Source organism: Brevundimonas sp. ABV4_179 (genome assembly GCF_056311945.1).
The window spans coordinates 2,483,423-2,508,559 of the sequence record NZ_CM149976.1 but is presented as its reverse complement, the minus strand read 5'-3'; the positions used below and the strand labels follow the sequence as shown (position 1 = coordinate 2,508,559).

The following is a 25,137-nucleotide window of genomic DNA, read 5'->3' as shown; positions in this document are numbered from 1 at the left end:
GAGGTCATGACCTCGGTCTATGACTTCTCCGCCCGGGCCATCGACGGCGCGGACGTCTCGCTGGACCGCTTTCGCGGTCAGGCGCTGTTGATCGTGAACACGGCGTCCAAGTGCGGCTTCACCGGCCAGTATGACGGTCTGGAGAAGCTGCACCGGGATTTCGCGGATGCGCCGTTCGAGGTGCTGGGCTTTCCCTGCAACCAGTTCGGCAATCAGGAGCCCGGCCGGGCGGCGGAGATCGCCGCCTTCTGCGCCGCCAGTTTCGACGTGAGCTTCCCCTTGTTCGACAAGGTGGAGGTCAACGGGCCGAACCGGCATCCGCTCTATGCCTGGTTGACCCAGCAGAAGCGGGGCTTCCTGCGCTCCCAGGCCATCAAGTGGAACTTCACCAAGTTCCTGACCGACCGCGAGGGCAGGGTGGTCGCCCGTTACGCCCCGCAGACTGAACCCGAGGCCATCAAGGCCGACATCGAGAAGTTGATCTAATGGCTGCTGAATTCGATCTCGTCGTTATCGGCTCGGGCCCCGGCGGTTACGTCGCGGCCATCCGCGCCAGTCAACTGGGCCAGAAGGTCGCCATCGTGGAACGCGAGAATCTGGGCGGCATCTGCCTGAACTGGGGCTGCATCCCGACCAAGGCCCTCCTGAAGTCGGGCGAGAAGTTCGAGAGCCTGTCGCACCTGAAGGAATACGGTCTGTCGGCGTCCGGCGCGTCGTTCGACTTCGACGCCATCATCCAGCGCTCGCGCGGCGTCGCGGCGACGATGAACAAGGGCGTCGCCTTCCTGATGAAGAAGAACAAGATCGAGGTGATCGAAGGCGCGGCCAAGCTGGAGAAGGGGGCGGCTGCGCCCAAGGTCGTGATCGCCCTGAAGGCGGGCGGATCGCGCACCGTTGAGGCCAAGTCGGTGATGCTGGCCGTCGGCGCCCGCGCCCGCGCCTTGCCGCAGATCGGTCTGGAAGCCGACGGCGACAAGATCTGGGCGTATCGCGACGCCCTGGCGCCCAAGAAAATGCCCAAGACCTTTGTCGTCATCGGTTCGGGCGCAATCGGCATGGAGTTCGCCAGCTTCTATCGCGCCCTGGGCGCCGAGGTGACGGTCGTGGAGGCCGTGGACCGCATCATGCCGGTGGAGGACGAAGAGGTCTCCAAGGCGGCGCAAAAGTCGTTCGAAAAGCGCGGCATCAAGTTCAAGGTCGGCGCCAAGGTGACCAAGGTGACCAAGAGCGCGACGGGTGTGAAGGTGGATGTCGAGATCGGCGGCAAGGCCGAAACGCTGGAGGCCGAGGTCTGCATTTCTGCGGTCGGCATCACCGCCAACACCGACGGCATCGGTCTGGAGGCGCTGGGCGTCGAACTGGACCGCGGCCACATCAAGACCGACAGCCACTGCCAGACCAACGTCAAGGGCCTGTACGCCATCGGCGACTGCGCCGGGGCGCCCTGGCTTGCGCACAAGGCGTCGCATGAAGGGATCCACGCCGCCGAACACATCGCCGGCTACAAGACGCCGAACGTCCATTCGCCCATCGCTGGCTGCACCTACGCCCAGCCGCAGGTCGCTTCGGTTGGGGTGACCGAACAGGCCGCCCGCGCCGAGAAGCGCGACGTCAAGATCGGCCGCTTCCCCTTCCGCGTGAATGGCAAGGCCGTTGCGGCGGGCGAGCCTGACGGCTTCGTCAAGGTGATCTTCGACGCCAAGACCGGCGCCCTGATCGGCGCCCACATGATGGGCCACGAAGTCACCGAGATGATCCAGGGCTACGTCACCGCCATCACCATGGAGGCGACGGAAGAGGACATACACGGCATCGTGTATCCGCACCCGACGATGTCGGAGGCCATGCACGAGGCGGCGCTGGACGCCTACGGGCGCACCATTCACCTCTGATTCCGGCACACAAACGGCCCCGAAATGGATTTCGGGGCCGTTTTTCGATCCTGTAAACGGCCTTAGCCCGCCTAAAGGGCTGCTATGGGCGGCTATTTCAATTGCGGTAGATCGCCAGATCTAGGCCTTCTCGACAAAGCTGTCGATCACGCGCTTTTCTCCCGCCTTCTCGAACTCGACCAGCAACTTGTTGCCCTCGATGACACGGACGTTTCCGTAGCCGAACTTCTGGTGGAAGACCCGCTCGCCCTTGGCCCATTTCGAGCTTGATTTGACGGCGGTGGCGACCAGGCGGCCGTCGCCTTCGATGACGGCTTTGCGGGCGGGAATGCGCGCGGGCGTCTGGGCGGCGGTGAAGCTCTGGGCGCGTTTCCAGCCGGGCGAGGAATAGCCGCTGCCGAACGATGGCGCGTCGTCCCAGCGGCTCTTGGCTTCCTTCATTCCGGCCGAGGCGCCGTAGTAGCCGGTGTCGGATTGCGGATCGACGTGTGCGATGGGCAGTTCGTCGACGAAGCGGCTGGGCAGTTGCGAGGTCCAGCGGCCATAGACCAGCCGGTTGGCGGCGAACGAAATCCGCGCATCCTGCTTGGCGCGAGTCACGCCCACATAGGCCAGGCGGCGTTCCTCCTCCAGACCCTTTTCGCCCTTCTCGTCGATGCTGCGCTGTGAGGGGAAGACGCCTTCCTCCCAGCCGGGCAGGAAGACCAGAGGGAACTCCAGCCCCTTGGCGCCGTGCAGGGTCATGATCTGCACCGCCCCGTCGCCGTTGGGATCGTCGCTGTTGGCGCGCTCCAGGTCCATGACCAGCGAGACGTGCTCCAGATAGGCCTGAAGCGTCTCGAACTGCTGCATCGACTGAACCAGCTCCTTCAGGTTTTCCAGCCGCGTCTGGCCGCTGGTGCGGTCGGCCTTTTGCATGTCGGTATAGCCGCTTTCCTCCAGCACCGTCTCCATGACCTGCCAGTGGGGCGTGGTCTCGCACAGCACGCGCCAGCGGTCGATGTCGCGCACGAAGTTGGACAGGGCGGTGCGGGTGCGGGCCTGAAGCTCGTCGGTGTTGATCAGGCCGCGCACGGCGGTCAGGGCCGACAGGCCGTGTTCGCGGGCGATCTGAAGGATCTTCTGCACCGAGGTGTCGCCGATGCCGCGTTTCGGCACATTGACGATCCGCTCGAACGCCAGGTCGTCGTCTTCGGACAGGATCAGACGCAGATAGGCGTGAGCGTCGCGGATTTCCGCCCGCTCGAAGAAGCGCGGCCCGCCGATGACTGTGTAGGGGATGGCCAGCATGACCAGCCGTTCCTCGAACGCGCGCATCTGGAACGAGGCGCGGACCAGGATGGCCATGTCCTTGTATTTCAGGCCGGGTTCGCCGGCGTGGGGGCGGCGCGCGGTTTCGATCTCGTCGCCGATCAGCCGGGCCTCGGCCTCGCCGTCCCAGACGCCGCGCACGCGCACCTTGTCGCCGCCGTCGTCCTCGGTCCACAGGGTCTTGCCCAGACGATCGCGGTTGGCGGCGATCAGGCCGGACGCTGCGCCCAGGATATGACGGGTCGAGCGATAGTTGCGCTCCAGCTTGACAATCTTGGCGCCGGGGAAGTCACGCTCGAACCGCAGGATGTTGTCCACCTCCGCGCCGCGCCAGCCATAGATCGACTGATCGTCGTCGCCGACGCAGCAGACATTGCCGGTCGAGGCCGTCAGCAGCCGCAGCCACAGATACTGGGCGACATTGGTGTCCTGATACTCGTCCACCAGGATGTAGCGGAAGCGACGGCGGTATTCTTCGGCCAGGTCCGCGTGCTGCGACAGGATGGTGATGTTGTGCAGCAGAAGGTCGCCGAAGTCGCAGGCGTTCAGCGAGCGCAGCCGCGCCTGATAGGCGGCATACAAGCCCTGACCCTTGCCGTTGGCGAAGTCTTCGCCGGGCGGCAGCTTATCGGGCGTCCAACCGCGGTTTTTCCAGTGGTCAATCAGGCCCGACAGCGATTTGGGCGTCCAGCGCTTGGTGTCGACATTGGCCGCTTCCAACAGCTGTTTCAGCACCCGTTCCTGGTCGTCCGTGTCCAGGATGGTGAAGGTGGACTTCAGCCCGACCAGTTCGGCGTGCCGGCGCAGAATCTGGGCGGCGATGGAGTGGAAGGTGCCGAGCCAGCGCAAACCTTCAGCCGATGGGCCGATCAGATGGGTGATCCGCTCGCGCATCTCGCGCGCGGCCTTGTTGGTGAAGGTGACGGCCAGCAGCTCCCACGGCTTGGCCCGGCCCGTCGCAAGGATGTGCGCCAGTCGGGTTGTCAGAACCCGCGTCTTGCCCGTGCCCGCGCCCGCCAGCACCAGCACCGGCCCCTCGGTCGTCTCCACCGCTTCGCGCTGTTCGGGGTTCAGCCCGGCCAGATAGTCGCGCGCCTGCGCCTCCTCGGGCGCGCGGGCGCGGGCCAGGTCGGAAATACGGGGGGCGGGAAGATCGGTCACGGGCGAAGAACTATCCGTCGTTCAGGGGCGTCAGGCAGAATCGAGAGCGGAACATAAGGGGACCGAAAGGCAATGTCAGGGCCGGCGCCGCAATCAAAACACGGAACCTGCCGGTCCGACGGCCGGTTCCCTGTTGCGATGCAACGCACGACCAACATCGACCGGGCGGCGTCGAGCGCCCAACGACAGAGGGGTCGCTCCGGCTGGATCGCCTTTACGGCGGGCATGCTCGGGATGTTCGTCTTGCTGGGGGCGTGGGTCGTGCTGGTCGAGATGGGCGGCCCCGGCGCCGCCGAGGCCGATCCTTCCGCCAAGCGCCCCGCTTCCGTGATCGGCACGCAAGACGCCTGTGACGACAGCGCTATTTCAGGCTGTAAGTGATGGTCGTCACGACACGCACCTTCTTGTCGATCGAGGCGCCCTCGTTGTCGCCGGAGCCGTCGCGGGGCAGGATCTCGAAGGAGCCCTGCGTCGCCTGGCGGATGGGCCCCAGCGGCGTTCCGCTGTCCTTGGCGAACTGTTCGGCGCCGGCGCGGGCCGCGGCCGTGCCCTCGGCGATCATCTGCGGCCGAACGTCATTCAGCTTGGTGAAGATGTAGGACGGGCCTTGGAAGTCCTGTAGCACCACATCCTGGCGAACCAGGTCGTTCAAGGCGCGGGTCGTGGCCTGGACGCGCGCGACGTCGTTGGTCCGCACCACCACCGTCTGGGCCAGGATGAAGCGCGGGCCGCCGTTCTGAGCGGCGTATTCGCGTGACCGGGTATCAGCGACCTCCAGCCGTCCCAGTTCGATGGCGGACGCGGGATAGCCCTGGCCGGTCAGAAAACGGCGGACCAGGCCCAGGTCATTGTCGATCTTGCCCTGCACTTCGGACAGGACATCGCCAGAGGCCGTGAACCGAAGCGGCAGCACCGCCAGGTCGGCCTTTACGTTTCGCTCTGACAGGCCGCGCACCGTCACCGTGCGGTCGCCGGCGCGGGCATGGATCACCCCCTGGCCGATCAGGGCGCCCGCGCCGATAAAGCCGACAGCGAGCAGTCCGCCGAACAACGCAGCGGGGACCAGACGATTGTCGCTCATGATCGCATCTCCATTCTCGCCAGGTTATGCCGCGTGCCCGTTGTCCGCCACCCAGTCCAGCGCAAGCAGGCGGCAGGCCGAAGCCAACGGACGTCGTCCGCGCCCGGCGTCGATCTCGGCCAGAAGTTGGGCCTTGCTGAGGCTGCGCGTCGCCGCGATCCGGTCCAGCACGGCCCAGAACTCGGGCTCCAGCGCCACCGATGTCGCATGACCCGCAAGGGCGACGGAACGTTTGGACAGGCCGCTCAACGTGCGGACTTCAGCACGATCTCGGCCGACGCCGGCGCGCCATGGGTCAGGACGGCGTGGCGCGTGTCGGTCGTGAAGACCAGGGCGCCGGACGGATCGCGAATTTCGGCCCGCACGGCATAGGTGCGACGTGGATCGATCTGCGATGTCGGAAAGCCCAGCGTGACCGAATAGGGCGGTCCGCCAGTCAGGGTCTGTCGCGTTTCCGCCAGGACCTGGGCGGGGGCGTCGGCCAGGCTGACATCCTCGACCCGCACCGTCAGCACATGGCCGGGCGGCAGCATGATCCGTTCGCGATCGAGGGCGGTGACATTGACGATGGTCGTGCCCGTGGTCATCGGCGGCGGCGTTTGGCTCGGCGTGGCGCAGGCGGCCAGCACCACGGCGGCGGGCAGAACGAAGACGGCGTTTCGCATGACGATCTCCTTTTTTGGGCCAGCATGTCACACTCGGGCGCAAGATGTGAGGGGCGGAAGGGCCTTGGGGCTGATAAGCGGGGCGCGCCTGTCTGGAGACCGCGCTTGAGCCGCCGCTTCGCCATCGCCGCCATCGCCGCCTGCGCCCTGATCTGGGGCACGACCTGGTATGCGATCACCCTGCAGCTGGGGCCGGTGGATTCGGTCGTCTCCATCGTTTGGCGCTTCGGTCTGGCCGCCGTCGTGCTGTTTGGCTTCTGTGCGGCGACGCGCCGTCCGCTGGGGCTGACACGGCCGCAGCATATGGCCGCCATCGGCCAGGGCGCCTTCGTCTTCGCGGTGAGCTATGGTTTTGTCTATGCGGCCGAGGGGCAGGTGGCCTCGGCCGTCGTGGCGGTCATTTTCGCGGCCCTGGCCTTCGTGAACCTGATCCTGTTCCGGGTGCTGGCGGGACAGAAGGCGGCGCCTTTGGCCTGGATGGGCGCGGTGTTCGGCGTGATCGGGGTCAGCGTCCTGTCCTATGGGCAGATGGCGACGAATGGGGCGGGCCTCAATCCGGGACTGGGCGTGGCCTTCGCCTTGACGGCGGTGCTGGCTTCGGCGCTCGGCAACTGGTTCGCCTGGCGTTCGCAACAGGCGGGGGCGCCGGTTCTGCCCGCGACAGCCTGGGCGATGGCTTACGGCGCCGCGATGCTGGCGCTGTATGGATTTGCGACGGGCGTGACGTGGCGGATCGAGCCGACGCCGGCCTATCTGCTGTCGTTGTTGCACCTTTCGCTGTTCGGGTCTGTGATCGCCTTCGGCCTGTATTTCACCATCGCCCGCCAGCGGGGGTACGCCCTGGCCAGCTATATCTCGGCCCTGACGCCGCCCATCGCCATGCTCGTGTCGGTGATGTTCGAAGGCGCGCGCTTCGGCTGGAGCGCCCTGATCGGTCTGGGCCTGGTGCTGGCGGGGCAGGTCATGCTGATCCGAGCGCCTAAGACCTAGTCGTCGGGTGTTTCGCGCTTCTTGCCGTCCAGCAGGCGGGACGCGCGGGCCTGATCCAGGCTGGCGGCCTGTTTCTCGACTTTCGTGCGGCCGTGGGCGACCCGGTTGGCGGCGGCCTCGGCCTTCTGGCTCGCCTTGGCCCGGGACTTGCGGGCGCGGTTCAGGTTGACGATCTCGCCCACGATCAGGTCTTGGGCGTTTCGGCTTGGTCAGGCTTTCTGGACGGCTCGGGCGCCAGGACGGCCGGCACCTGGCTTTCGTCCACGCGGGTCTGGGGGATGAAGGGCTGGTCGGCCTGCTTCTTGTCCAGCCGGGTCCAGGCATCCGGGCCGCGGCCGCGTTGACGGCCCAGTTCGAACATGGCGGACATGGTTTCCTGATCGAACTTCAGGCTGGACGCCTCTACATTGTCGGGAATGGCCGACAGCGACATGTCCAGGCCGTTCCGCTGAGCAAAGGCCGTGGTGATCGCCAGATGGGTGCGTAGAGACGCCTTGCTCATGCTGTCGTAGGTGCGCGACAGGATGCCCGACAAACGGCCAGGGGTGACGCCGTCGTTGCGGCCCGTCTGGCCGTTGATGATGACGTAGAGAGCGCCGACGCGACCCTCGTCGCGAGGCCGTGTCCACAGCATCAGGTCCTCTGGAATGGCCAGGAACGGCGTGTTCACCCCGCCGTCCACGTGCATCTCCAGCACCACCTTATCATGGCCCTGCAGGCCAGCGATCAGAACGGGCGGAAAGACGCCTGGAATGCTGGCCGAGGCGACCAGCACCTCCTTGAACAACTCGCGCGCATTGTCGTCGCCCTGGCTGGCCAGAAGGCCCATGTCCCAGATGACGGTCTGCTCGCTGTCCAGATCGGTCGTCGCGACCAGCAGGCGACGCCCCTTGGCGTGTTCGCGCGCCACGGCTTGCAGAAGTTCGGGGGTGACATTGTCGTCGACCAGATTGCGCAGGACCTGTGACGAGAACAGGCTGGGGTTCAGGAAGGCGGCGAAGCTGCGCCAGCTCAGGATATTGCTGGCCCCGCCGCTGGTGTAGGCGTGGCGCAGTTCGTCATCCCAGTCCGAGCCCAGGAAGGCGAAGGGGGCGGCGAGGGCGCCGGTGCTGACCCCCGTCACCACGTCGAAGGTCGGTCGGTCCCCATGCTCGCTCCAGCCCGTCAAAAGGCCTGCGCCATAGGCGCCGTTGGCCCCGCCGCCAGACAGCGCCAGGATGGTTGTCGGATGATCGGGGCGGAGACGGCCGGCGATTTCCTGGGTGAAGGCTTGCAGGCGCGCCTGGTCGTTGCTGCGAATACGGGGATCCTCGGCCTTGACCAAGGTTCCGTCCGCGATCCTGAGCGGACCCGTGGGCCGATCCAGCGTGCCGCAAGCGGACAGCGCCAAGGCCATAACGACGCCGAAAAGACCAAACCCGATCCGCCGCATTCGCTCAGTTCCAGTGTGTATGAACGCCCGTCACATACAGCGTCACGGTTCCGGCCGCCAGAGACAAGGCGCATTCCTAAGCGTCGCCGTTTGAAACCCCGGCAGGAGGCTCACGTTCTCGCAGACAGGACAAACCCTGTATTGGACCATGGTCGACGTTTCACTCATCAAGGAACATCTGGAAGTCGTCGGTTCGGACGGCGGTCATGTCGGTCGCGTGGACCACGTGCTCGGCGACCAGATCGAACTGGCGAAGATGGATTTGGCCGGGGGTTTCAAACACCATTTGATCCCCGTCAGCTGGGTCGCCAGCGTCGATGACAAACACGTCCATCTGACCCTGACCAAGGACGAGGCCAAGTCGCGCTGGTCGGAAAAGCCGCACTAGACGTCAAGGAAGGCGTTACGGATGGAGGCCCCGCTGTCACCGGCGGGGCCTTTTCGGTATCTCGCCATGCAGAACCGCCATGCTGGAGCCGCCCCGTGATCCGATTGATCCTGAATATTCTGTGGTTCGTGTTCGGGGGCTGGCTGTCGGGCCTGCTGTGGTTGCTTGGCGGCGCGATCCTGGCGTTGACCGTGGTTGGTCTGCCGTGGACCTTCGCGGCTTGGCGTATCGCCGGCTACTCGTCTTGGCCGTTTGGCCGCGAGATCGTCTGGCAGGAGGCGCACCCTGTGGCCGGGTGTTTGGGCGTGGTGCTGAACGTGATCTGGTTCGTGTTCGCGGGTTGGTACATCGCCCTGTCTCATCTGATGATCGCGGTCGCCGAGTTCGTTTCGATCATCGGCATTCCGTTCGCTCTGAAAGATTTGGAACTGGCCAAGCTGGCGCTGGCGCCGGTCGGGCGCACGATCCGCGACAAGCCTTAGTCGCTGCAGAAACGAAAACGGCCGGTTCTCCTGCGAGAACCGGCCGTGTCCTTATGGGTCTGTCTCGAGGCTCAGCCCGGGGAAATCATCTTCTCGGGACGGACGGCCTCGTCGAACTCGGCGTCGGTCAGATAGCCGCCGCCTACGGCTTCTTCGCGCAGGGTGGTGCTGTTCTTGTGCGCCGTCTTGGCGATCTTGGCGCAGATGTCATAGCCCAGCTTGCCGTTCAGCGCCGTGACCAGCATCAGCGAGTTGTTCAGGCCGCGCGCGATATTATCCTCACGCGCCTCTATGCCGACGACGCAGTTGTCGGTGAAGCTGATGGCCGCATCGGCGACCAGACGCACCGACTGCAGGAAGTTGTAGGCCATCACGGGGTTATAGACGTTCAGTTCGAAGTGGCCCTGCGATCCGGCGAAGGTCAGGGCGGCGTTGTTGCCGAACACCTGGACGCAGACCTGGGTCAGGGCTTCGCACTGGGTCGGGTTGACCTTGCCCGGCATGATCGACGAACCCGGCTCGTTCTCCGGCAGGGCCAGTTCGCCCAGACCCGAACGCGGGCCGGAGCCCAGGAAGCGGATGTCGTTGGCGATCTTGAACAGGGAGGCGGCGACCGTGTTGATGGCGCCGTGGCTGAAGACCATGGCGTCGTGGGCGGCCAGGGCCTCGAACTTGTTCGGCGCCGTGGTGAAGGGCAGGCCGGTGATCTCGGCGATCTGGGCGGCGACCTTTTCAGCGAAACCGATGGGGGCGTTCAGGCCCGTGCCGACGGCGGTGCCGCCCTGGGCCAGTTCCATAAGCGCGGGCAGGGTCTGTTCGATGCGCTTGATTCCGTTCTCGACCTGCTGGGCATAGCCGCCGAACTCCTGACCCAGCGTCAGGGGGGTCGCGTCCTGGGTGTGGGTGCGGCCGATCTTGATGATGTGGGCCCAGGCTTTGGCCTTGGCGTCCAGCGCAGCGTGCAGGTGCTTCAGCGCGGGCAGCAGGTCGTTGACCACCTGTTCGGCGCAGGCGACGTGCATGGCCGTGGGATAGGTGTCGTTGGACGACTGGCTCATGTTCACGTGGTCGTTGGGGTGGACCGGCTTCTTGGAGCCCATCTCGCCGCCCAGGATCTCGATGGCGCGGTTCGAGATCACCTCGTTGGCGTTCATGTTCGACTGGGTGCCCGAACCCGTCTGCCAGACGACCAGCGGGAAGTGGTCGTTCAACTTACCTTCGATGACCTCGTTGGCGGCCTTGACTATGGCTTCCGCCAGGGCGGGGTCCAGCTTGCCCAGGTCGCGGTTGGTTTCGGCGGCCGCCCGTTTGACGATGCCGAGCGCGCGCACGACTGGCAGGGGCTGTTTTTCCCAGCCGATCTTGAAGTTGCCCAGCGAACGCTGCGCCTGGGCGCCCCAGTAACGATCAGCGGCGACCTCGATGGGGCCGAAAGTGTCGGTTTCGATACGGACGTTGCTCATGGGCGGAAATCTCGTCTGTCAGGCGTGGCGATGGGTTGCGCGGCGGTGTAGCACGGTCGTCATGCAGGGCAAGGCGAGGGGACGGCCATGAGGCGAGAGGCGATGGCGACTGCGGCGCTGCTGGCGCTCGCAGGCTGTGCGACGACCCAGGTCGATCCACAGCGTCCCCGCGTGGCCCTGGAGACGTCTGCCGGTGGGATCGTGTTGGCGCTGGATGCCGCGGCGGCGCCGGTGACGGCCTGCAACTTCATCGGCTATGTCGTCTTCGGGGACTATGACGGCGGCAGTTTCTTCCGCACCGTCGTCCGGTCGACCAATACCGCCAATCCCCACCCCATCGATGTGATCCAGGCGGCGACCCCGCGCGGCAGTGACGACGACTCGCGTCCGCCCATCGTGCTGGAGCGAACGCGAGACACCGGCCTGCGCCACACCGCCGGAACCCTGTCGATGGCGCGTGATGGGCCGGACACAGCCACCTCCAGTTTCTTCATCGTGATCGAGGATACGCCCAGTCTCGACTTTGGCGGGATGCGTAATCCCGATGGTCAGGGTTTCGCCGCCTTTGGTAAGGTGATCCAGGGGTTTGATGTCGCGCGGCGAATACAAAAGATGCCAGCCGACGCCCAAGAACGATTGATCCCGCCTGTCGCCATCCGCTCGGCTCGACTTCTGGACCCTTCGCCCAAGGTTTGCACGGCGGGCCTACGCCCTTGACCGCCGGTTGGATCGGGACCGGCAAGGTCAGGGCGCGCGAAGACGGCGACGCGGTCGAGATCGTGATCGACGGCCTGACGACCCAGGCCAAATACTACAAGCCGCTGGTCTATGAGTTCATGCGCAAGGAGTGGCGCGGCGCGCGGCCTTCCTGGGGCGACCATGTCGTGGAAATCCGCATGGAGCATGTCGGCGAACCGCCGTGGATGGACCTGGACAATCTGGCCAAGGCGCTGCTGGATTCGATCAAGGGCTATCTGTTCCACGACGACGCTCAGGTCGCACGGCTTCTGGTCGAGCGGCACGAGGGCGACAGAGAGCGGATCGTGATCCGCTCCTATCCGCGTCGGCCCTGACGCCTATTTCTTGCGAAACTGGTCCAGCGAGACGACCTTGGGGCCATCCGAAGCGGGCGACGGGTCGTGGGGCGGGGCCGGCGTTTCCTCGACCACCTCGACGATCTCCGGCTCCTCGAACTGCAGCAGGAACTGCACGCTGGGATCGTAGAAGCGGGTGACGGCCGAATAGGGGATGACCAGGCTCTTGGGCATGCCGCCAAAGCGCAGCTTGACGGAGAACTTGTCCGCCTCGACGCGCAGGTCCTCGTACTGATGCTGCAAAACGACCGTCATCTCGTCGGGGTATTTCGCCAGGATATCGGGGGCGACGCTGACGCCCGGAGCGCGGGTCTTGAAGGTGATGTAGAAATGATGTGCGCCGGGCAGGCCGTCAGACAGCACCCGTTCCAACGCCGCGCGCATGACGCCACGAAGGGCCTCGTGCGCCAGCCGCTCATACTGCATCTCATCGACCGGAGGGGTCTGGTCGCTCATCGTCACCTCGCAACAGAGCGCGACTGATAGCGGCGCTGGGGCGCGGACGATAGATGTCATTACGGTAAAGCGCCGGGATTCTGTTGCCAGGCTCCCGACAGGCCCCGCCCAAGGATCTGAACCCCTAGGACTTAAGGTTCGAAATCACCCGAACCGCATTACGCGGCGAGAGCGACTTCTCCAGCGAAGTTATCGTTCGCAGTTAGAAAATGGCCCGATACGGTGGGCCAGGACGAGCGAAAGCAATCCTCTTTACACGTCCGTCGATGCTAGTCGGCCCCATGTCGCCTCCGCCGATAACGCGGGGAGAAAGTTGGTGGAGCCGCCGGGAATCGCACCCGGGTCCGGTCCGCTTATTACAAGCGCGTTTATCGCCATAGTCCGGCCGAAACCGGACGGTTCTAATATAGGGCGATGGCGGACGCTTTCCAAGCGCGTTGTCTAAGGGCCTTGGATTCGCGACCATTCCGCGGTCTGGTTTCGGAACCAGGTCAACTGGCGCTTGGCGTAATTTCGGGTCGCCTGCTTCAGGGCGGCGACGGCGGTCGAGATGTCGGTTTCGCCCGATAGATGCGCGGTCAGTTCCCGCAGACCGACAGCCTTCATCACGGGCAGCGTGGGGTCCAGGTTCCGCTGCATCAGGGCCCGAATCTCTGTCAGCACGCTTTCGTCCATCATCTGGTCCACGCGGCGGTCGCAGTTTTCGTAAAGCCGCGCCCGCTCAGGTTCGATCACCAGGCCGGTCCAGTCGCTTGGCGACAGGAGGGGCCGGGTCTCCGCCTTCCAGGCGCTGATGGTGCGGCCCGTGGCGGCATGGACGCTCATGGCCCGCACCAGCCGCTGGCGGTCGCCCTGTTCGATGGCGAGCGCGGAGGCCGGATCGACCTCGGCCAATCGCTGGCGGAAGGCGGCCTCGCCGTCCTGCAGATAGTCTGCCTCGGTCCTGTCACGCACCGATGACGGCACCGGGGGAATCTCGGCCAGACCGCGCGTCAGCGCCATGAAGTAGAGGCCAGTGCCGCCGACCAGGATGGCCGGACGGCCTTCGTCGCGCAGTTCGGCCAGCAGATCGAGAACGGCGCGGCTCCATTTGCCGACCGACCAGGCCTCGGCCGCATCGACCACGCCATACAGCCGATGGTCGACCAGCGCCTCATGCTCGGGCGAGGGGCGGGCCGTCAGTATGCGCAGGTCGGCGTAGAGTTGCTGGCTGTCGGCGTTGATGATCACCGCGCCGGTTTCGAGCGCCATCTTCAACGCCCACGCGGATTTGCCGGACGCAGTGGGGCCGGCGAGCAAGGTGACGGATGGCGGTTTGGGCAAATCGAGGCTCGCGGCAGGGCTTGGACGGCGATAGAACGCGCGCCTTATCGCCTGCAAGCCTTCTGGGAGATCGTCTTGGTCGAACGCACCGCCGTCATCGCCGCTCTGGACGCCGTCATCGACCCCTTGTCGGGCCAGGGGCTGGTCGCCGCCGGCCTTGTCCAGGGCCTGGTCGTGACCGACGACCGCGCGGGTTTCGCGCTGGAGGTCGATCGTCGCCAGGCGGCCGCCTACGCCCCGGTGCGCGATGCGGCCGAGGCTGCGCTGAAGGCTATTCCTGGCATGGCGCGAGTGTCCGTCATCCTGACGGCGGAAGCGGCGTCGGCGCCCGCGCCGCGCACGGCCGGCCTGTCGAAAGCGGCCGTCGATCAGGGACGGCCCAAGGCGCCCGTTCCGACAGATCGTCCCGCCCACGTCCGGCGCGTCCTGGCGGTGGCCAGCGGGAAAGGCGGGGTGGGAAAGTCGACGGTCGCGGTCAATCTGGCCGTCGCCCTGTCGCGTCGCGGTCTGTCGGTCGGCGTGCTGGACGCCGATGTCTATGGGCCGTCGCTGCCGACCATGCTGGGCGTCTCCGGTCAGCCGGCTTATGAGGATGGCGCCATCATCCCGCATCAGGCGCATGGGCTGAAAGCCATGTCGGTCGGGCTGCTGACCAGGATGGACGACGCCATGATCTGGCGCGGACCCATGGCGTCGCAGGCCATAACCCAGATGCTGAGCCAAACGCGGTGGGGCACTTCAGAGGCCCCGCTGGACGTCCTGGTCATCGACCTGCCGCCTGGCACGGGCGATGTTCAACTGACCCTGATCCAGAAGACGCCGCTGGACGGAGCGGTGATCGTCTCCACCCCGCAGGAGGTGGCCCTGGCCGATGCGCGACGGGCGCATACCCTGTTCCAGAAGGTGGGCGTGCCGACCCTGGGCCTGATCGAGAATATGAGCGGCGACGTCTTCGGTCGCGGCGGCGGAGAGGCCGAGGCGGAGCGGCTGTCCATTCCCTTCCTGGGCGACCTGCCGCTGGACGCCGCCTTGCGTCAGGCCGGCGATGCGGGACGACCGTTGGCGGCGGCGGATCCCCTGGGCGACGTGGCTAGCCGTTTCGACATCATCGCTGCGGCGACGGCCTCTGCGCTCGACCTTTAGAAAAATCCGTCGGGCCGGGGGTTTTCAAAGGCAACCCTATTCGCCACCTTGGGTGCTGCCAATCGCCAAGGATAGCCAATGAGCGTCGACGCCCTGTTTCGCCCCTTCACTGTCAAGGGGCTGACCCTGCCTAACCGTATCGTCATGGCCCCCATGACGCGATCCTTCTCGCCAAATGGCGTGCCGACGTCCGATGTCGCCGGCTACTATCGTCGGCGGGCCGAGGGCGGCGTCGGACTGATCGTGACCGAGGGCACGGTGATCGAGCGGCCGGCTGCGCGCAATGACGTCAATGTGCCTGTCTTCCACGGCGAGGCCCTGCCGCAATGGAAGGCCGTGGTGGACGAGGTCCACGCCGCCGGCGGCCTGATCGCGCCGCAGATATGGCACGTCGGCTCGGCGCGCGGTCAGGGCGCGGAGTGGGAGCCGCTGGGCAAGGTCGACAGCCCGTCGGGCATGACCGCGCCGGGCAAGGCCAAGTTCGAGCCGATGACCGAAGAGGACGTCGCCGACGTGATCGCCGCCTTCGGCCGCTCGGCCCGCGCCGCGCGCGACCTGGGTTTCGACGCCGTCGAAATCCACGGCGCCCACGGCTATCTGATCGATCAGTTCTTCTGGGGCGGGCTGAATACGCGCGAAGATCGCTGGGGCGGGGCGACCATCGCCGACCGCGCCCGGTTCGGCGTGGAGGTCGTCAAGGCCGTGCGTGACGGCGTGGGCGAGGACATTCCGGTCATTCTGCGTCTGTCGCAATGGAAACAGCAGGATTACGCAGCCCGCATCGCCGAGACGCCGGATCAGATGTCCGAATGGCTGTCGCCGTTGTCGGAGGCCGGGGTCGATGTCTTCCACTGTTCGCAACGCCGGTTCTGGGAGCCGGAGTTTGACGGTTCCGATCTGAATTTCGCCGGCTGGGCCAAGAAGCTGACCGGCAAGCCGACCATCACCGTGGGTTCGGTCGGCCTGGACGGCGAGTTCATCGCAGCCTTCGGCGGCGAGGCGTCACAGCCCGCGTCGCTGGACGGCCTGCTGCGCCGTCTGGAGGCGGAGGAGTTCGATCTGGTCGCCGTTGGCCGCGCCTTGCTGGCCGATCCGCAATGGGTGGCCAAGGTGCGCGATGGCCGCACCGATGAGCTTCAGAACTTCGAACGTTCGGCCTTGATGAGCCTGTCCTGACCGTTCAGCGTCGTCGAGCCGGTCAGGCCGGCTCGACGATGACGCCCGTGCCGTAGGCCAACACCTCGGTCACGCCGGGCATGATCTCAGTGGCGTCATAGCGGACGGCCAGGATGGCGTTCGCGCCGTGGGCCTCGGCGTGTTTGACCAGTTCGTCGTATGCCTCCTGGCGACCGGCCTCGGCCAGTTTGACATAGGCGCCGACGCGCCCGCCCAGCATGGACTGCACGCCGCCGATAGCGTCCGAGATGGCATTGCGCGAACGCACCGTTACGCCGCGCACCAGGCCGATGTGGCGGGTCACGCGAAAGCCCGGCAGGTCGTTGGTCGTGTCACGTACATGGAAGTCTCCTAGCGACGTTCGAGAATGCGGAAGGTGAAGGCGTGATCGTCCTTGTCGCCTGCCGGATGCGACTCCGACGATACCTCGACCCACGCCGTTTCGTCGAACGAGGGAAAGACGGCGTCGCCTTCGGGGGCGGCGTCGACCTCGGTGATGTAAAGGCGTTTGGCGCGGGGCAGGGCGGCCGCGAATAGGGCCGTGCCGCCGATGACGCAGATTTCGTCCACGCCGTCGTCCTGGGCCGTTTCGCGTCCGATCTCGATGGCTTCGTCCAGGGTGGAGCAGACCAGGGCGCCCTTGGCCATGCCGTCGGCCTCGTAGGATTCGTCTCGGGTCATGACCAGGTTCAGACGGCCGGGCAGGGGTTTCAGCGGCAGGCTCTCCCAGGTCTTGCGCCCCATCAAGCACGGCTTGCCCATGGTGATGGCCTTAAAGCGCTGCAGATCGCTGCGCAGCCGCCAGGGCAGGTCGCCGTCCCGACCGATGACGCCGTTGCGTCCACGCGCGACAACCAGGGAGATGATGGGCTGGGGCAAGAACCTTGACCGTACTGCTGCGTTGAGGTGGGCCACCCATGAACGCGAGCCCAGCCATGAGCAAGTATATCCCCTCCATCATCATCGGTTTGGTGGTCGGCTTCGCCGTCAGCTTCGGCCTGGCGTTCTTCTTCTCGTCGCTGGGGGCGCGTTCCGGGTTTTTGCCAATCATGGCCGGCGCCTTCTTCGGCGTGTTCACCGCCTACATCATGGCCAATCTGGTCGGTACGAAGCGGGGCAAGGCCGCGACTCCGGAGCAGAAGCAGGCCACGCTGGAGTTCCGACCCCAGTCCCACGACCAGGCCCTGCTGATCGTCTATCGCGAGGGTTTCGTGGGCAAGGCGGCGGGGCTGGATCTGTCGCTGGACGATCGGTTCGTGGCCCAGCTTAAGAGCCCGCGCTTCACCGCCGTCTCCGTCGCGCCCGGCGGCCACCAGCTTTCGATGGCGTTCGGCGGCCTGGCCGGCAAGCAGAACAAGCCGACGCTGGAAGGCTTCATCGCCGCGCCCGGCGAGGTGATCGCCTTCCGCGCCACGATGCAGATGGGGATGATGAAGAACCGCATCGTGGTGGATCGGATCACGACGGACCAGGACCTTGTTCAGCGCCTGAAGCCGATGATCATGATTGCACCGGAGGTTTAGGGCGCGGCTTGCGGCTCCAGCCATTTCAGCCATTTGCGCCGTATGGCCTGCTCCAGATCGACGCCTGATCGAGCGCAGTAGATCAGCAACATCCCGAGCACGTCCGCCGCCTCGTCGCCCAGCGCGTGGGTATCGGGCGCTCCCCGCGCACGGCCGGTCAGGCGCAGATGCTCGGCGGTCAGTTCGCCCAATTCTTCCTGCAGCTTCAACATCGCCCAGTCCCGATCACGGTCGATGTCGTGTTCGGCCGCATAGATGTCGGAAATGCGCAGGACGTCGGCCTGCAGGTCCTTGACGTTCATCAGACCGCCACAGCCGCCTTGATGTGCGGCCAGGCCTCATAGCCCTCCAGCGTGAAGTCGCTCAGCTCGAAGGCGAACAGGTCGGTCTTGGGCGAGATCCGCATGACCGGCAGGGGCAGGGGCTCGCGCGTCAGCTGAAGCTCGGCCTGTTCCAGATGGTTCAGATACAGGTGGGCGTCGCCAAAGGTGTGGACGAAGTCGCCCGCCTCCAGCCCCACGACCTGGGCCAGCATCATCGTAAGCAATGCGTAGGAGGCGATGTTGAACGGCACGCCCAGGAAGACGTCGGCGCTGCGTTGATACAGCTGGCAGCTGAGTTTGCCGTCCGCGACGAAGAACTGAAACAGGCAGTGACAGGGCGGCAGGGCCATGTCGTCCACGTCCGCCGGGTTCCAAGCGGTGACGATGTGGCGGCGGCTGTTAGGATTGGTCTTCAAGCCGTGGACCAGTTTCTCGATCTGGTCGATGACCCGACCGTCGGGCGCGGTCCAGGAACGCCACTGTTTGCCGTAAACCGGCCCCAGCTCCCCTTCGGCGTCGGCCCATTCATCCCAGATGCGGACGCCGTTATCCTTCAAATAGGCGATGTTGGTCTCGCCGCGCAGGAACCACAGCAGTTCGACGATGATGGAGCGCAGGTGCAGCTTCTTGGTCGTCAGGACAGGAAAACCCTTGGTCAGATCGAACCGCATCTGGCGACCGAACACGCCCAGGGTCCCGGTGCCGGTGCGGTCGTCGCGCCTCACGCCGTTGTTCAGGATGTCGTGCAGCAGATTTAGATACTGACGCTCAGGATGATCGGCCGGCGCGGATAGGGGCTCGTTCAGGGGCGATGACCTCAAGTCCGATCCAGTAGCAAACTGCCCGCTGCCGTCCATCATCATGTCCCCAACCTCGGCCAAGGCCGCGCTGAGTCACTTAAGAACTTCCTAACTAAAGGGTCGCGTCTTGAATTTTATCAATACGCTAGGGGCTGGAGATACTTGTGGGCGAATCAGCCCCCGAATCCGCCGTCGTCCAGAAAGGCCTGTTCTTCAGGTGTAGTCTGACGGCCCAGTGCCGCGTTTCGGTGGGGGAAGCGGCCGAAGCGAACGATGATGTCGCGATGGAGTTTGCCCCACTTCTCCAACTCCGCGTCGCCGGCGATCAAAGCCATGTAGCGGTCCTGATCCTCGATCCTTTCGGAATGTTCGAACGGCAGCAGGATGAAGTTCTTCAACGCCGGTTCGACGGCCAGATGCAGTTCGCGCGCCACCGCCTGATTGGCGAACATCAGCGCCAGCGGATCGGTCGCGAACTGATGCGCTGTGCCGCGGAAACTGTTCCGCGGATACTGGTCCAGCAGGATTAGCAGCGCCAGGGCGCCCTCGGCCGTCGCCATCCAGTCGTCCAGTTCGCGCCGCGCGGCGGCCCAGTGGACGTCGCGGCCCCGCTCGCGGAAAAGAGAGTCGAACGCATCGTCCTTGGCGAACCACTTTTCGGGTCCGGCCTCTTTCCAGAAGGCGACGACGGAGGAAGGGGTTATGAAGACGGCCATGACCCAGACCATACCCAATCCTCTGCCCGTCTTCCATGACCGCGACTGCGACCTTTCGATCATTCGCGGCAAGCGCGTGGCCATGATCGGTTATGGCAGTCAGGGCCGCACCCATGCGCTGAACCTGCGCGATTCTGGCGTGAGCGACATCGTGGTGGGGCTGAAGGCCGGCTCAAAGACGCGCGATCTGGCGCGCGCCGATGGATTCGAGGTGATGACGGCCGGTCAGGCGGCGGCGGGCGCCGATGTGGTGGCCGTCATGACGTCCGACGAGGCGCACCGCGATCTGTGGCGAGACGAGTTGGAGCCGAACGTGCGGCCGGGCGCGGCCTTGGTGTTCGCCCACGGCCTGTCGGTCCGATTCGGACTGGTTGAACCACGCGCGGATCTGGACGTGATCCTGGCCTCGCCGAAGGGCATAGGGCCGCGCATCCGCGACCTGTACGAGGCTGGCGAGGGCGTTTTTTGCTTGTTCGGCGTGCAGCAGGACGCCACCGGCGACGCCCACGCCTTGGGTCTGTCCTATGCGGCGGCGCTGGGGTGCGGGCGAAAGGGCATTCTTGAAACCACGATGCGCGACGAGTGCGAGAGCGATCTGTTTGGCGAACAGGTGGTGCTGTGCGGCGGAATCGCCGAACTGATCGACGCGGCCTTCATGAAGCTGGTGACCGCCGGCTATCCGCCAGAGGTGGCGTGGTTCGAGTGCTTCTACGAGACCAAGCTGGTGACCGACCTGATGTACGAACGCGGCGTCGCGGGCGCCTTCGCCAAGATTTCCAACACGGCGGAATACGGCGCCTATCTGACAGGCCCGCGCGTCATCGGCCCGGAATCGCGACAGGCGATGGATCAGGTGTTGGTCGAGGTTCAGGACGGCGACTTCGTGCGCCGACTGATGGCCGATTACGACGCCGGTTCGACCGATCTGACGGCGCGTCGAACGGCCTTGGGCTTGCGGACCATCGAGTCGGTCGGAGCGCATCTGAACGCTGTGGCGCGCCAGGCGATGGAGGCGGCGGCGAACGATGATTGACCGCGCGTCGGGCGACGCATGATCGTCGGAAATCTCGAAGGAGAAGATGGTCGGAGTGAGAGGATTCGAACCTCCGACCCCTGCGTCCCGAACGCAGTGCTCTACCAGGCTGAGCCACACTCCGACCGTGGGGATGGGCCATAAGGCGTCGCCCCGAAGTGAGGACGCGGCTTATAGCCATGGGTTCGAGAGGCCGCAAGCACCCATTTCGACCTTCTTCGCACAGACCGAAAATAGTCGTGAAAGAGGGTGTTGCATCCCAAATCGGTTTGGCCTATCTGACCGCCTCCGCCGCACAGAGCGCTGCGGAAACGCCGGTCCTGCTGGGGAATGGTGTAATGGTAACACTACGGTTTTTGGTACCGTCATTCTAGGTTCGAGTCCTAGTTCCCCAGCCACCGCCCTCACTGCATTTGAGCGCCTTCGAGCCCCTCCACGCGGGGTGGGTTTTACAGCGGGTTTTACAGTTGCCCGTCTGTTCCAGCCCTCTTCGAGCCGTGCGATCATGCCCAATCCGATAGCTTCGCCGGTGACGTAGCGGCGGGCGATCTCCTTCACCCGATCCAGCTCCCAGCCCAGGATGGTGGCGACATCGTCGAGCGGCAGGCCCGCCCGGATGAAGTTCGTCGCCGCCGTGCCCCGCAGGTCATGAAACCGCAGCCCTTCAAGGCCGGCCGTCGCGCCCGGTCCGTTGCGAGCCCTGGCGGCGTCGTCCGCGTCCACTCGGGCCCGCCTGACCCCGCTGTCGAGCCCGTTGCCGGGCGGCGTCCACGGTTCGCCCTCCGATGTAGCCAGAACGGTCGGACAGGCGCCGCGTTCAAGCTCATCCAGCACAGCGCGCACGTCTTCGGTGATCGGGATCACCACCGTCTTGCGACCCCGGCTTTTGCCCGTCTGCCAGATGATGGCGCTGTCCTTCACGGCGCTCCAGGGCAGGGCGATGAGATCGTTCTTGCGGAGGCCGGTGACCGCCGCCAGCCGGATGGCCGCAGCCACCGGCGGGTCGGCATGCGCCAGGATCGTCTGAAGATGATGAGGCTCCCAGATGATCTCCGCTCGGTTGACCTCATAGATGCGGGGAAAATTCGCTACCGGATTAAGGGCTAGTTCGCCGCGGTTCACAGCCCAGTTGAACACCAGCGACAGAGCGCCCAGCAGCTCGTCGGCCGTCTTCGGCGTGGCGGCGCGCCGGTCTCGCCACCCGAGCAAGAAGGATCGGGCCTTGGGAGCAGTGAGCGCGTTCAGCGTCAGTTCGCCGAGTTCCGTGCGCACGACGTCGAGGTGCTTTCGACGATCGACCTTGGTGCGGGGGCCAGACTGCGGTCCACGGTCATCAGTTCGAGATAGCGGGTGATGAGCCCGTAAAGCGTCAGATGATCGACCGGCCGCTTCTCGGGTCTCGCCTGGGTCCGGTAGGCCGCCGCCGCAGTCGGCGCCTTGCGGGCGACCTCGCGCGCCAGCGACCTCGGATTGGAGGCCGCAGCCGCCAGGATCTGCGGACCGCCGCGCCACGCGTACCAGTATTCGAAGACCCGGTTCGCCTTGGCGCGCCGGACCCTATGCACGCCCGGCAACATCCGGGTGATCGGCAATGAATCGGTCGAGTTCGGCATCGGCCTCGTTCACCTTAGGTTCTCCAGAAGAATCCAGACCGGCGAGCCGGTCAAGATGGGCGTCCAGGGCCTTGCGGTCATAACGCCGTCGCGCGCCGAGACGCACGTGACCGAAGCTCAGCTTGCGGAGGGTCGCCGCCGGCAGCCGGAGATAGTCGGCGGCTTCCTGCTCTGTGAGGAGGCGGGGCTCCATGGGCTGCTCCATCGGAATGATCGGGGTTCGGCTTCCGAGACGCTCGGGAGGCCGCCGGACCCTGACGAATCAGAGCCCCGCGCGGGTCCGAGCACCATCCCGCAGGTCTCCGGTGCGAGGTCTGAGGAGAGCCCGCTTGAGTGTCCGAAGAGCAGACTCCGGTGGACCCTCGCGCCGAGCTCGCATCGATGCGACCGTTTCCGGCGTGGTCGTGGTCGATGAATGGCTTCCGCCCTTCGGGGAGAGCCCCCTTTGGGGTATGGAGGGAGGGGGACGTCGTAATGGTGCGTCGAATCATTCCCAGAGGCAGAATGACGTCATGTCCTATCGGTTGATCGATCTCTTCTCAGGTGCGGGCGGTATGTCGCTCGGTTTCCGTCAGGAAGGCATCGAGCCGATCCTTGCTCTGGACAACGACGCCGCCGCCGTGGAGACGCACAAGGCGAACTTCCCCGGCGAAGCCTACTGCGCGAACATCGAGGAGTGGCTGCTCACGGCCGATATCCCCGAAGCGGACGTCGTGATCGGCGGTCCGCCCTGCCAGGGCTTCAGCCTGCTCAACAAGAAACGCGACGGTGACAGCCGCAGGGCTCTGTGGGAGCCCTATCTCGAGATCGCCAATCGATCGAACGCCCGAGTCTTTATCATGGAGAATGTGGCGGAGCTGTTCCGGTCCCCGGAGTTGGACGCCATCCGCGCCAAGGCGGCTGAGTTCGGTTTCGAGACCAAGGCGGCGATCGTCAATGCGGCCGACTACGGCGCGCCGCAGACCCGGCGCAGGACCATCGTGGTCGGATGGCGGCGCATCGCCGAGCCGGACTTCCCGCCGCGTCCGACCCATGCCGAACCGAACAAGGGACTGAACCTTCCGCCGTGGCGGACGGTGCGTCAGGTCATCGGCGACCTTCCCAAGCCGATCGGCACCGAGATCGGCGTCGGCGCGCCCATGGACCTGCACTTCGGCCGCACGCCGACCGCCCGCAGCATCGCGCGCTACAAGGCCGTGCCGCCGGGCGGCAACCGCTTCGATCTTCAGCGCAATGCGCCGGAGCTGACGCCGGACTGCTGGGTCCGCAAGACCTCGGGTGGGACCGACCTGTTCGGCCGGCTCTGGTGGGACCGTCCCTCCGTCACCATCCGCACGGAGTTCTTCAAGCCCGAGAAGGGCCGCTATCTGCACCCGGATCAGGACCGGCCGATCACACACCGGGAAGCGGCGCGTCTGATGGGCTTCCCCGACGACTTCACCTTCGTCGGCAACAAGACCCAGATCGCCCGGCAGATCGGCAACGCCGTGCCCCCCGCCCTGGCGGCCGCATTGGGGCGCATGGTGATGCGCATGCTCAATCCGCTGGCGATGAGCGCCTGACGCCTTGAGCGACCCGCTTCCCCTCCTGCCGATCGACCGTTCCAACGAAGTCGCACGGCTTAAGGACATGCTGGACGCCTTCGCCGCGCGGCTGGAAGGCGCCGACCTGCGTGATCAGGTGCGAAGCCTGGTCCCGGTCTTTCATGAACTGCGCGCTCTGGGCGTAAGTCTTCTGCCCGAAGCGACCAGCTCGGCCCGCGAACGGATCATCGCCTATCTGCGTCGCTATCCCATGACCCTGATCGAAGGGGACGAGCTGCTCGTCGTCTCCGGGATCGGCGAATGGGCCCGGCGCGTGCGCGAACTGCGCGTGCAGTTCGGCTGGTGGATCTACACCGGCATGACGCTGAGGGAGCTGGCTGAAGAGAACACCGAGGCCGCCGAGGATCTCGCGGCCGCATTGGGCCTAGCGTTGGACGCGGTCCGTCCCGACCACTATTTTCTCGCCCGCGCCGACCAGGACCGGGACGCCGCGCACCGCTGGAACCTGCTCAACACCATCCGCAAGCAGAAGCTCGGAGTGAAGGCCAAGATCCTGGCGTATCTGCGGGCCAATGTCGGCACGCCGGTGACGCTCGAGGAGCTGCGCTACCTCGCGGGCGACAAAAGCGAATGGGCCCGTCGTGTCCGGGAGCTCCGCACCGAAGAGGGTTGGCCCATCTTCACCCGTATGCAGGGACGTCCGGATCTGCCCGTGGGAAGTTATGTCCTGGATGAAGACAAGCAGGCTCCCGAGCACGATCGGCGAATTCCCGACGACGTGCGCGTCGCCGTCCTTGAGCGCGACGGCTTCGCGTGCCGTCACTGCGGTTGGACGCGGGATCAACTCCGCACCGAAGACCCCCGCAAGTTCCTCGAGCTGCACCATGTGACGCATCACAAGGACGGCGGAGCCAATACGGTCGGGAATCTGGTGACGCTATGCAACGTCCACCACGATCAGGTGCATGCCGGAAAACTGGTCGCCCCGGACCCTTCACGGGCCGACTGACGGTGGCCGACAGGCTCGACCCCGTGCGCCGAAGCGCCAACATGTCGAAGATCCGAGGTCGGGACACCGCTCCGGAAGTCCGCGTCCGACGCATCGCCCACCGCATGGGACTGCGTTTCCGCCTCCACCGGAAGGATCTCCCGGGACGGCCCGATCTCGTTTTTCCGAAACACCGGCTCGTAGTCTTCGTCCACGGCTGCTTCTGGCACAGGCATCCCGGATGCTCCCGCGCCAGCACTCCTTCGACCCGCGTCGAGTTCTGGCAGGCCAAGTTCGCGGCCAATGTGGAGCGGGACGCCCGCCAGATCGCCGCACTCGAGGCCGACGGCTGGCGCGTTCTGGTGCTGTGGGAGTGCGGACTGAAAGAGGAGGCCGTCATCGAAGGGGCCCTTAGGGAAGCCGTCTTCGCGCAGGCCGCCGCTTCCGATAGTGTTCCGCCCGAGGAGACGACGTCATGACCACGCCCCGCTTGCCGGACGGCGATTACCCCTTCGCCGACGCACGCTTTCCCCTTTCGGA

31 protein-coding genes, 2 tRNA genes, 1 other RNA gene and 1 pseudogene are annotated in these 25,137 nt (G+C 65.6%); 16 read left to right on the top strand and 19 right to left on the bottom strand.

Annotation, left to right across the window (positions count from 1 at the left end):
• Positions 1 to 6 precede the first annotated feature (6 nt).
• Both ACYX4P_RS12225 and lpdA read left to right on the top strand, forming a co-directional pair.
• Positions 7 to 486: a glutathione peroxidase gene (locus tag ACYX4P_RS12225; RefSeq protein ID WP_248116705.1), complete on the top strand. Its 480-nt coding sequence runs from the start codon at positions 7 to 9 to the stop codon at positions 484 to 486.
• Positions 486 to 1,892 (top strand): dihydrolipoyl dehydrogenase, encoded by a 1,407-nt coding sequence (lpdA, locus tag ACYX4P_RS12220; RefSeq protein WP_312570805.1) that lies wholly within the window; start codon positions 486 to 488, stop codon positions 1,890 to 1,892. The genes ACYX4P_RS12225 and lpdA overlap by 1 nt, the downstream gene beginning before the upstream one ends.
• A gap of 120 nt (positions 1,893 to 2,012) precedes the next feature.
• Here the strand turns inward: lpdA and ACYX4P_RS12215 are convergent, their stop codons facing one another.
• Positions 2,013 to 4,364 carry an ATP-dependent helicase gene (locus tag ACYX4P_RS12215; protein WP_248116701.1) on the bottom strand — a complete coding sequence of 784 codons (2,352 nt, stop codon included), beginning with the start codon at positions 4,362 to 4,364 and terminating at the stop codon, positions 2,013 to 2,015.
• 138 nt (positions 4,365 to 4,502) lie between these two features.
• On the opposite strand from ACYX4P_RS12215, the gene ACYX4P_RS12210 reads away from it, so the two are divergent.
• Positions 4,503 to 4,745, top strand: a complete 243-nt coding sequence (locus ACYX4P_RS12210) for a hypothetical protein (protein WP_248116699.1) — start codon at positions 4,503 to 4,505, stop codon at positions 4,743 to 4,745.
• Here ACYX4P_RS12210 and ACYX4P_RS12205 read toward each other — a convergent pair.
• Genes ACYX4P_RS12205 through ACYX4P_RS12195 form a run of 3 tightly spaced genes read right to left on the bottom strand, consistent with a single transcriptional unit; the run spans position 4,726 to position 6,110 of the window.
• Complete coding sequence (locus ACYX4P_RS12205) at positions 4,726 to 5,445, bottom strand: SIMPL domain-containing protein (protein WP_248116697.1); 720 nt, start codon at positions 5,443 to 5,445, stop codon at positions 4,726 to 4,728. The two genes, ACYX4P_RS12210 and ACYX4P_RS12205, sit on opposite strands and share 20 nt — an antisense overlap.
• A gap of 24 nt (positions 5,446 to 5,469) precedes the next feature.
• A complete protein-coding gene (locus ACYX4P_RS12200) occupies positions 5,470 to 5,694 on the bottom strand; it encodes a ribbon-helix-helix domain-containing protein (RefSeq protein ID WP_248116695.1) in 225 nt (74 codons plus the stop codon).
• The gene (locus tag ACYX4P_RS12195; protein WP_248116693.1) at positions 5,691 to 6,110 is read right to left on the bottom strand and encodes a YbaY family lipoprotein; all 420 of its coding nucleotides are present in this window, start codon (positions 6,108 to 6,110) and stop codon (positions 5,691 to 5,693) included. The genes ACYX4P_RS12200 and ACYX4P_RS12195 overlap by 4 nt, the downstream gene beginning before the upstream one ends.
• A gap of 105 nt (positions 6,111 to 6,215) precedes the next feature.
• Here ACYX4P_RS12195 and ACYX4P_RS12190 point away from each other — a divergent pair, with 105 nt between their 5' ends.
• Entirely contained in the window at positions 6,216 to 7,100 is an 885-nt protein-coding gene (locus ACYX4P_RS12190) for a DMT family transporter (protein WP_248116691.1), read from the top strand.
• On the opposite strand, the gene ACYX4P_RS12185 is transcribed toward ACYX4P_RS12190, so the two are convergent.
• On the bottom strand, positions 7,097 to 7,282 hold the full coding sequence (locus ACYX4P_RS12185) for a DUF4169 family protein (RefSeq protein ID WP_248116689.1): 186 nt from the start codon (positions 7,280 to 7,282) through the stop codon (positions 7,097 to 7,099). The genes ACYX4P_RS12190 and ACYX4P_RS12185 overlap by 4 nt on opposite strands.
• A 2-nt stretch (positions 7,283 to 7,284) precedes the next feature.
• The gene (locus tag ACYX4P_RS12180) at positions 7,285 to 8,532 is read right to left on the bottom strand and encodes a patatin-like phospholipase family protein (protein ID WP_248116687.1); all 1,248 of its coding nucleotides are present in this window, start codon (positions 8,530 to 8,532) and stop codon (positions 7,285 to 7,287) included.
• 148 nt (positions 8,533 to 8,680) lie between these two features.
• Here ACYX4P_RS12180 and ACYX4P_RS12175 point away from each other — a divergent pair, with 148 nt between their 5' ends.
• Both ACYX4P_RS12175 and ACYX4P_RS12170 read left to right on the top strand, forming a co-directional pair.
• Positions 8,681 to 8,920 (top strand): DUF2171 domain-containing protein, encoded by a 240-nt coding sequence (locus ACYX4P_RS12175; protein ID WP_248116685.1) that lies wholly within the window; start codon positions 8,681 to 8,683, stop codon positions 8,918 to 8,920.
• A 95-nt stretch (positions 8,921 to 9,015) separates the two neighbouring features.
• Positions 9,016 to 9,402, top strand: coding sequence for a YccF domain-containing protein (locus ACYX4P_RS12170; protein WP_248116683.1), 387 nt, complete (start codon positions 9,016 to 9,018; stop codon positions 9,400 to 9,402).
• A 71-nt stretch (positions 9,403 to 9,473) separates the two neighbouring features.
• Here ACYX4P_RS12170 and fumC read toward each other — a convergent pair whose 3' ends face one another.
• Positions 9,474 to 10,865 carry a class II fumarate hydratase gene (fumC, locus tag ACYX4P_RS12165; protein ID WP_248116681.1) on the bottom strand — a complete coding sequence of 464 codons (1,392 nt, stop codon included), beginning with the start codon at positions 10,863 to 10,865 and terminating at the stop codon, positions 9,474 to 9,476.
• Positions 10,866 to 10,952: 87 nt separating this feature from the next.
• On the opposite strand from fumC, the gene ACYX4P_RS12160 reads away from it, so the two are divergent.
• Positions 10,953 to 11,582, top strand: a complete 630-nt coding sequence (locus tag ACYX4P_RS12160) for a peptidylprolyl isomerase (protein ID WP_312570810.1) — start codon at positions 10,953 to 10,955, stop codon at positions 11,580 to 11,582.
• A complete protein-coding gene (locus ACYX4P_RS12155; RefSeq protein WP_248116678.1) occupies positions 11,579 to 11,938 on the top strand; it encodes a RusA family crossover junction endodeoxyribonuclease in 360 nt (119 codons plus the stop codon). The genes ACYX4P_RS12160 and ACYX4P_RS12155 overlap by 4 nt, the downstream gene beginning before the upstream one ends.
• 3 nt (positions 11,939 to 11,941) lie before the next feature.
• On the opposite strand, the gene ACYX4P_RS12150 is transcribed toward ACYX4P_RS12155, so the two are convergent.
• The 3 genes from ACYX4P_RS12150 to miaA all read right to left on the bottom strand — a co-directional run bounded on the left by ACYX4P_RS12150 (position 11,942) and on the right by miaA (position 13,666).
• Positions 11,942 to 12,415, bottom strand: a complete 474-nt coding sequence (locus ACYX4P_RS12150; protein ID WP_248116676.1) for an SspB family protein — start codon at positions 12,413 to 12,415, stop codon at positions 11,942 to 11,944.
• A 68-nt stretch (positions 12,416 to 12,483) separates the two neighbouring features.
• Positions 12,484 to 12,851: a transfer-messenger RNA gene (gene ssrA / locus ACYX4P_RS12145) on the bottom strand.
• A 5-nt stretch (positions 12,852 to 12,856) separates the two neighbouring features.
• Positions 12,857 to 13,666, bottom strand: coding sequence for a tRNA (adenosine(37)-N6)-dimethylallyltransferase MiaA (miaA, locus tag ACYX4P_RS12140; protein WP_248116674.1), 810 nt, complete (start codon positions 13,664 to 13,666; stop codon positions 12,857 to 12,859).
• Between the two features lie 147 nt (positions 13,667 to 13,813).
• Here miaA and ACYX4P_RS12135 point away from each other — a divergent pair, with 147 nt between their 5' ends.
• Both ACYX4P_RS12135 and ACYX4P_RS12130 read left to right on the top strand, forming a co-directional pair.
• On the top strand, positions 13,814 to 14,881 hold the full coding sequence (locus ACYX4P_RS12135; RefSeq protein WP_248116672.1) for an Mrp/NBP35 family ATP-binding protein: 1,068 nt from the start codon (positions 13,814 to 13,816) through the stop codon (positions 14,879 to 14,881).
• A gap of 78 nt (positions 14,882 to 14,959) precedes the next feature.
• Complete coding sequence (locus ACYX4P_RS12130) at positions 14,960 to 16,057, top strand: NADH:flavin oxidoreductase (RefSeq protein WP_248116670.1); 1,098 nt, start codon at positions 14,960 to 14,962, stop codon at positions 16,055 to 16,057.
• Positions 16,058 to 16,079: 22 nt separating this feature from the next.
• On the opposite strand, the gene ACYX4P_RS12125 is transcribed toward ACYX4P_RS12130, so the two are convergent.
• Entirely contained in the window at positions 16,080 to 16,361 is a 282-nt protein-coding gene (locus ACYX4P_RS12125; protein WP_248116668.1) for a YbjQ family protein, read from the bottom strand.
• A 47-nt stretch (positions 16,362 to 16,408) separates the two neighbouring features.
• Complete coding sequence (locus ACYX4P_RS12120; RefSeq protein WP_248116666.1) at positions 16,409 to 16,936, bottom strand: dihydrofolate reductase; 528 nt, start codon at positions 16,934 to 16,936, stop codon at positions 16,409 to 16,411.
• A 56-nt stretch (positions 16,937 to 16,992) separates the two neighbouring features.
• Here ACYX4P_RS12120 and ACYX4P_RS12115 point away from each other — a divergent pair, with 56 nt between their 5' ends.
• On the top strand, positions 16,993 to 17,580 hold the full coding sequence (locus ACYX4P_RS12115; RefSeq protein WP_248116649.1) for a hypothetical protein: 588 nt from the start codon (positions 16,993 to 16,995) through the stop codon (positions 17,578 to 17,580).
• On the opposite strand, the gene ACYX4P_RS12110 is transcribed toward ACYX4P_RS12115, so the two are convergent.
• From ACYX4P_RS12110 to ACYX4P_RS12100, 3 genes are all read right to left on the bottom strand, one after another.
• Positions 17,577 to 17,882: a phosphoribosyl-ATP pyrophosphohydrolase gene (locus tag ACYX4P_RS12110; RefSeq protein ID WP_476069668.1), complete on the bottom strand. Its 306-nt coding sequence runs from the start codon at positions 17,880 to 17,882 to the stop codon at positions 17,577 to 17,579. The two genes, ACYX4P_RS12115 and ACYX4P_RS12110, sit on opposite strands and share 4 nt — an antisense overlap.
• On the bottom strand, positions 17,882 to 18,709 hold the full coding sequence (locus ACYX4P_RS12105) for a thymidylate synthase (protein ID WP_292047582.1): 828 nt from the start codon (positions 18,707 to 18,709) through the stop codon (positions 17,882 to 17,884). The genes ACYX4P_RS12110 and ACYX4P_RS12105 overlap by 1 nt, the downstream gene beginning before the upstream one ends.
• A 167-nt stretch (positions 18,710 to 18,876) precedes the next feature.
• Positions 18,877 to 19,419 carry a DUF924 family protein gene (locus ACYX4P_RS12100; RefSeq protein WP_248116642.1) on the bottom strand — a complete coding sequence of 181 codons (543 nt, stop codon included), beginning with the start codon at positions 19,417 to 19,419 and terminating at the stop codon, positions 18,877 to 18,879.
• Here ACYX4P_RS12100 and ilvC point away from each other — a divergent pair.
• On the top strand, positions 19,418 to 20,452 hold the full coding sequence (ilvC, locus tag ACYX4P_RS12095) for a ketol-acid reductoisomerase (protein ID WP_248116640.1): 1,035 nt from the start codon (positions 19,418 to 19,420) through the stop codon (positions 20,450 to 20,452). The two genes, ACYX4P_RS12100 and ilvC, sit on opposite strands and share 2 nt — an antisense overlap.
• Positions 20,453 to 20,499: 47 nt before the next feature.
• On the opposite strand, the gene ACYX4P_RS12090 is transcribed toward ilvC, so the two are convergent.
• Positions 20,500 to 20,576 (bottom strand) — tRNA-Pro (locus ACYX4P_RS12090).
• A 200-nt stretch (positions 20,577 to 20,776) separates the two neighbouring features.
• Here ACYX4P_RS12090 and ACYX4P_RS12085 point away from each other — a divergent pair.
• Positions 20,777 to 20,850, top strand: a tRNA-Gln gene (locus ACYX4P_RS12085).
• Positions 20,851 to 21,076: 226 nt separating this feature from the next.
• Here the strand turns inward: ACYX4P_RS12085 and ACYX4P_RS12080 are convergent.
• From ACYX4P_RS12080 to ACYX4P_RS12070, 3 genes and pseudogenes are all read right to left on the bottom strand, one after another.
• Positions 21,077 to 21,448: pseudogene (locus tag ACYX4P_RS12080) on the bottom strand (tyrosine-type recombinase/integrase); the annotation flags it as partial.
• 251 nt (positions 21,449 to 21,699) lie between these two features.
• Positions 21,700 to 22,065 (bottom strand): hypothetical protein, encoded by a 366-nt coding sequence (locus ACYX4P_RS12075; protein ID WP_292047555.1) that lies wholly within the window; start codon positions 22,063 to 22,065, stop codon positions 21,700 to 21,702.
• Positions 22,010 to 22,258 carry a helix-turn-helix domain-containing protein gene (locus tag ACYX4P_RS12070; RefSeq protein WP_312570817.1) on the bottom strand — a complete coding sequence of 83 codons (249 nt, stop codon included), beginning with the start codon at positions 22,256 to 22,258 and terminating at the stop codon, positions 22,010 to 22,012. The genes ACYX4P_RS12075 and ACYX4P_RS12070 overlap by 56 nt, the downstream gene beginning before the upstream one ends.
• 319 nt (positions 22,259 to 22,577) lie before the next feature.
• Between ACYX4P_RS12070 and ACYX4P_RS12065 the strand changes: the two genes are divergently transcribed.
• Genes ACYX4P_RS12065 through ACYX4P_RS12055 form a run of 3 tightly spaced genes read left to right on the top strand, consistent with a single transcriptional unit; the run spans position 22,578 to position 25,076 of the window.
• On the top strand, positions 22,578 to 23,627 hold the full coding sequence (locus ACYX4P_RS12065) for a DNA cytosine methyltransferase (protein ID WP_292047560.1): 1,050 nt from the start codon (positions 22,578 to 22,580) through the stop codon (positions 23,625 to 23,627).
• Between the two features lie 4 nt (positions 23,628 to 23,631).
• Positions 23,632 to 24,618 (top strand): HNH endonuclease, encoded by a 987-nt coding sequence (locus ACYX4P_RS12060; RefSeq protein ID WP_292047562.1) that lies wholly within the window; start codon positions 23,632 to 23,634, stop codon positions 24,616 to 24,618.
• Between the two features lie 41 nt (positions 24,619 to 24,659).
• Positions 24,660 to 25,076, top strand: coding sequence for a very short patch repair endonuclease (locus ACYX4P_RS12055; protein WP_476069663.1), 417 nt, complete (start codon positions 24,660 to 24,662; stop codon positions 25,074 to 25,076).
• The last annotated feature ends 61 nt before the right edge of the window (positions 25,077 to 25,137 follow it).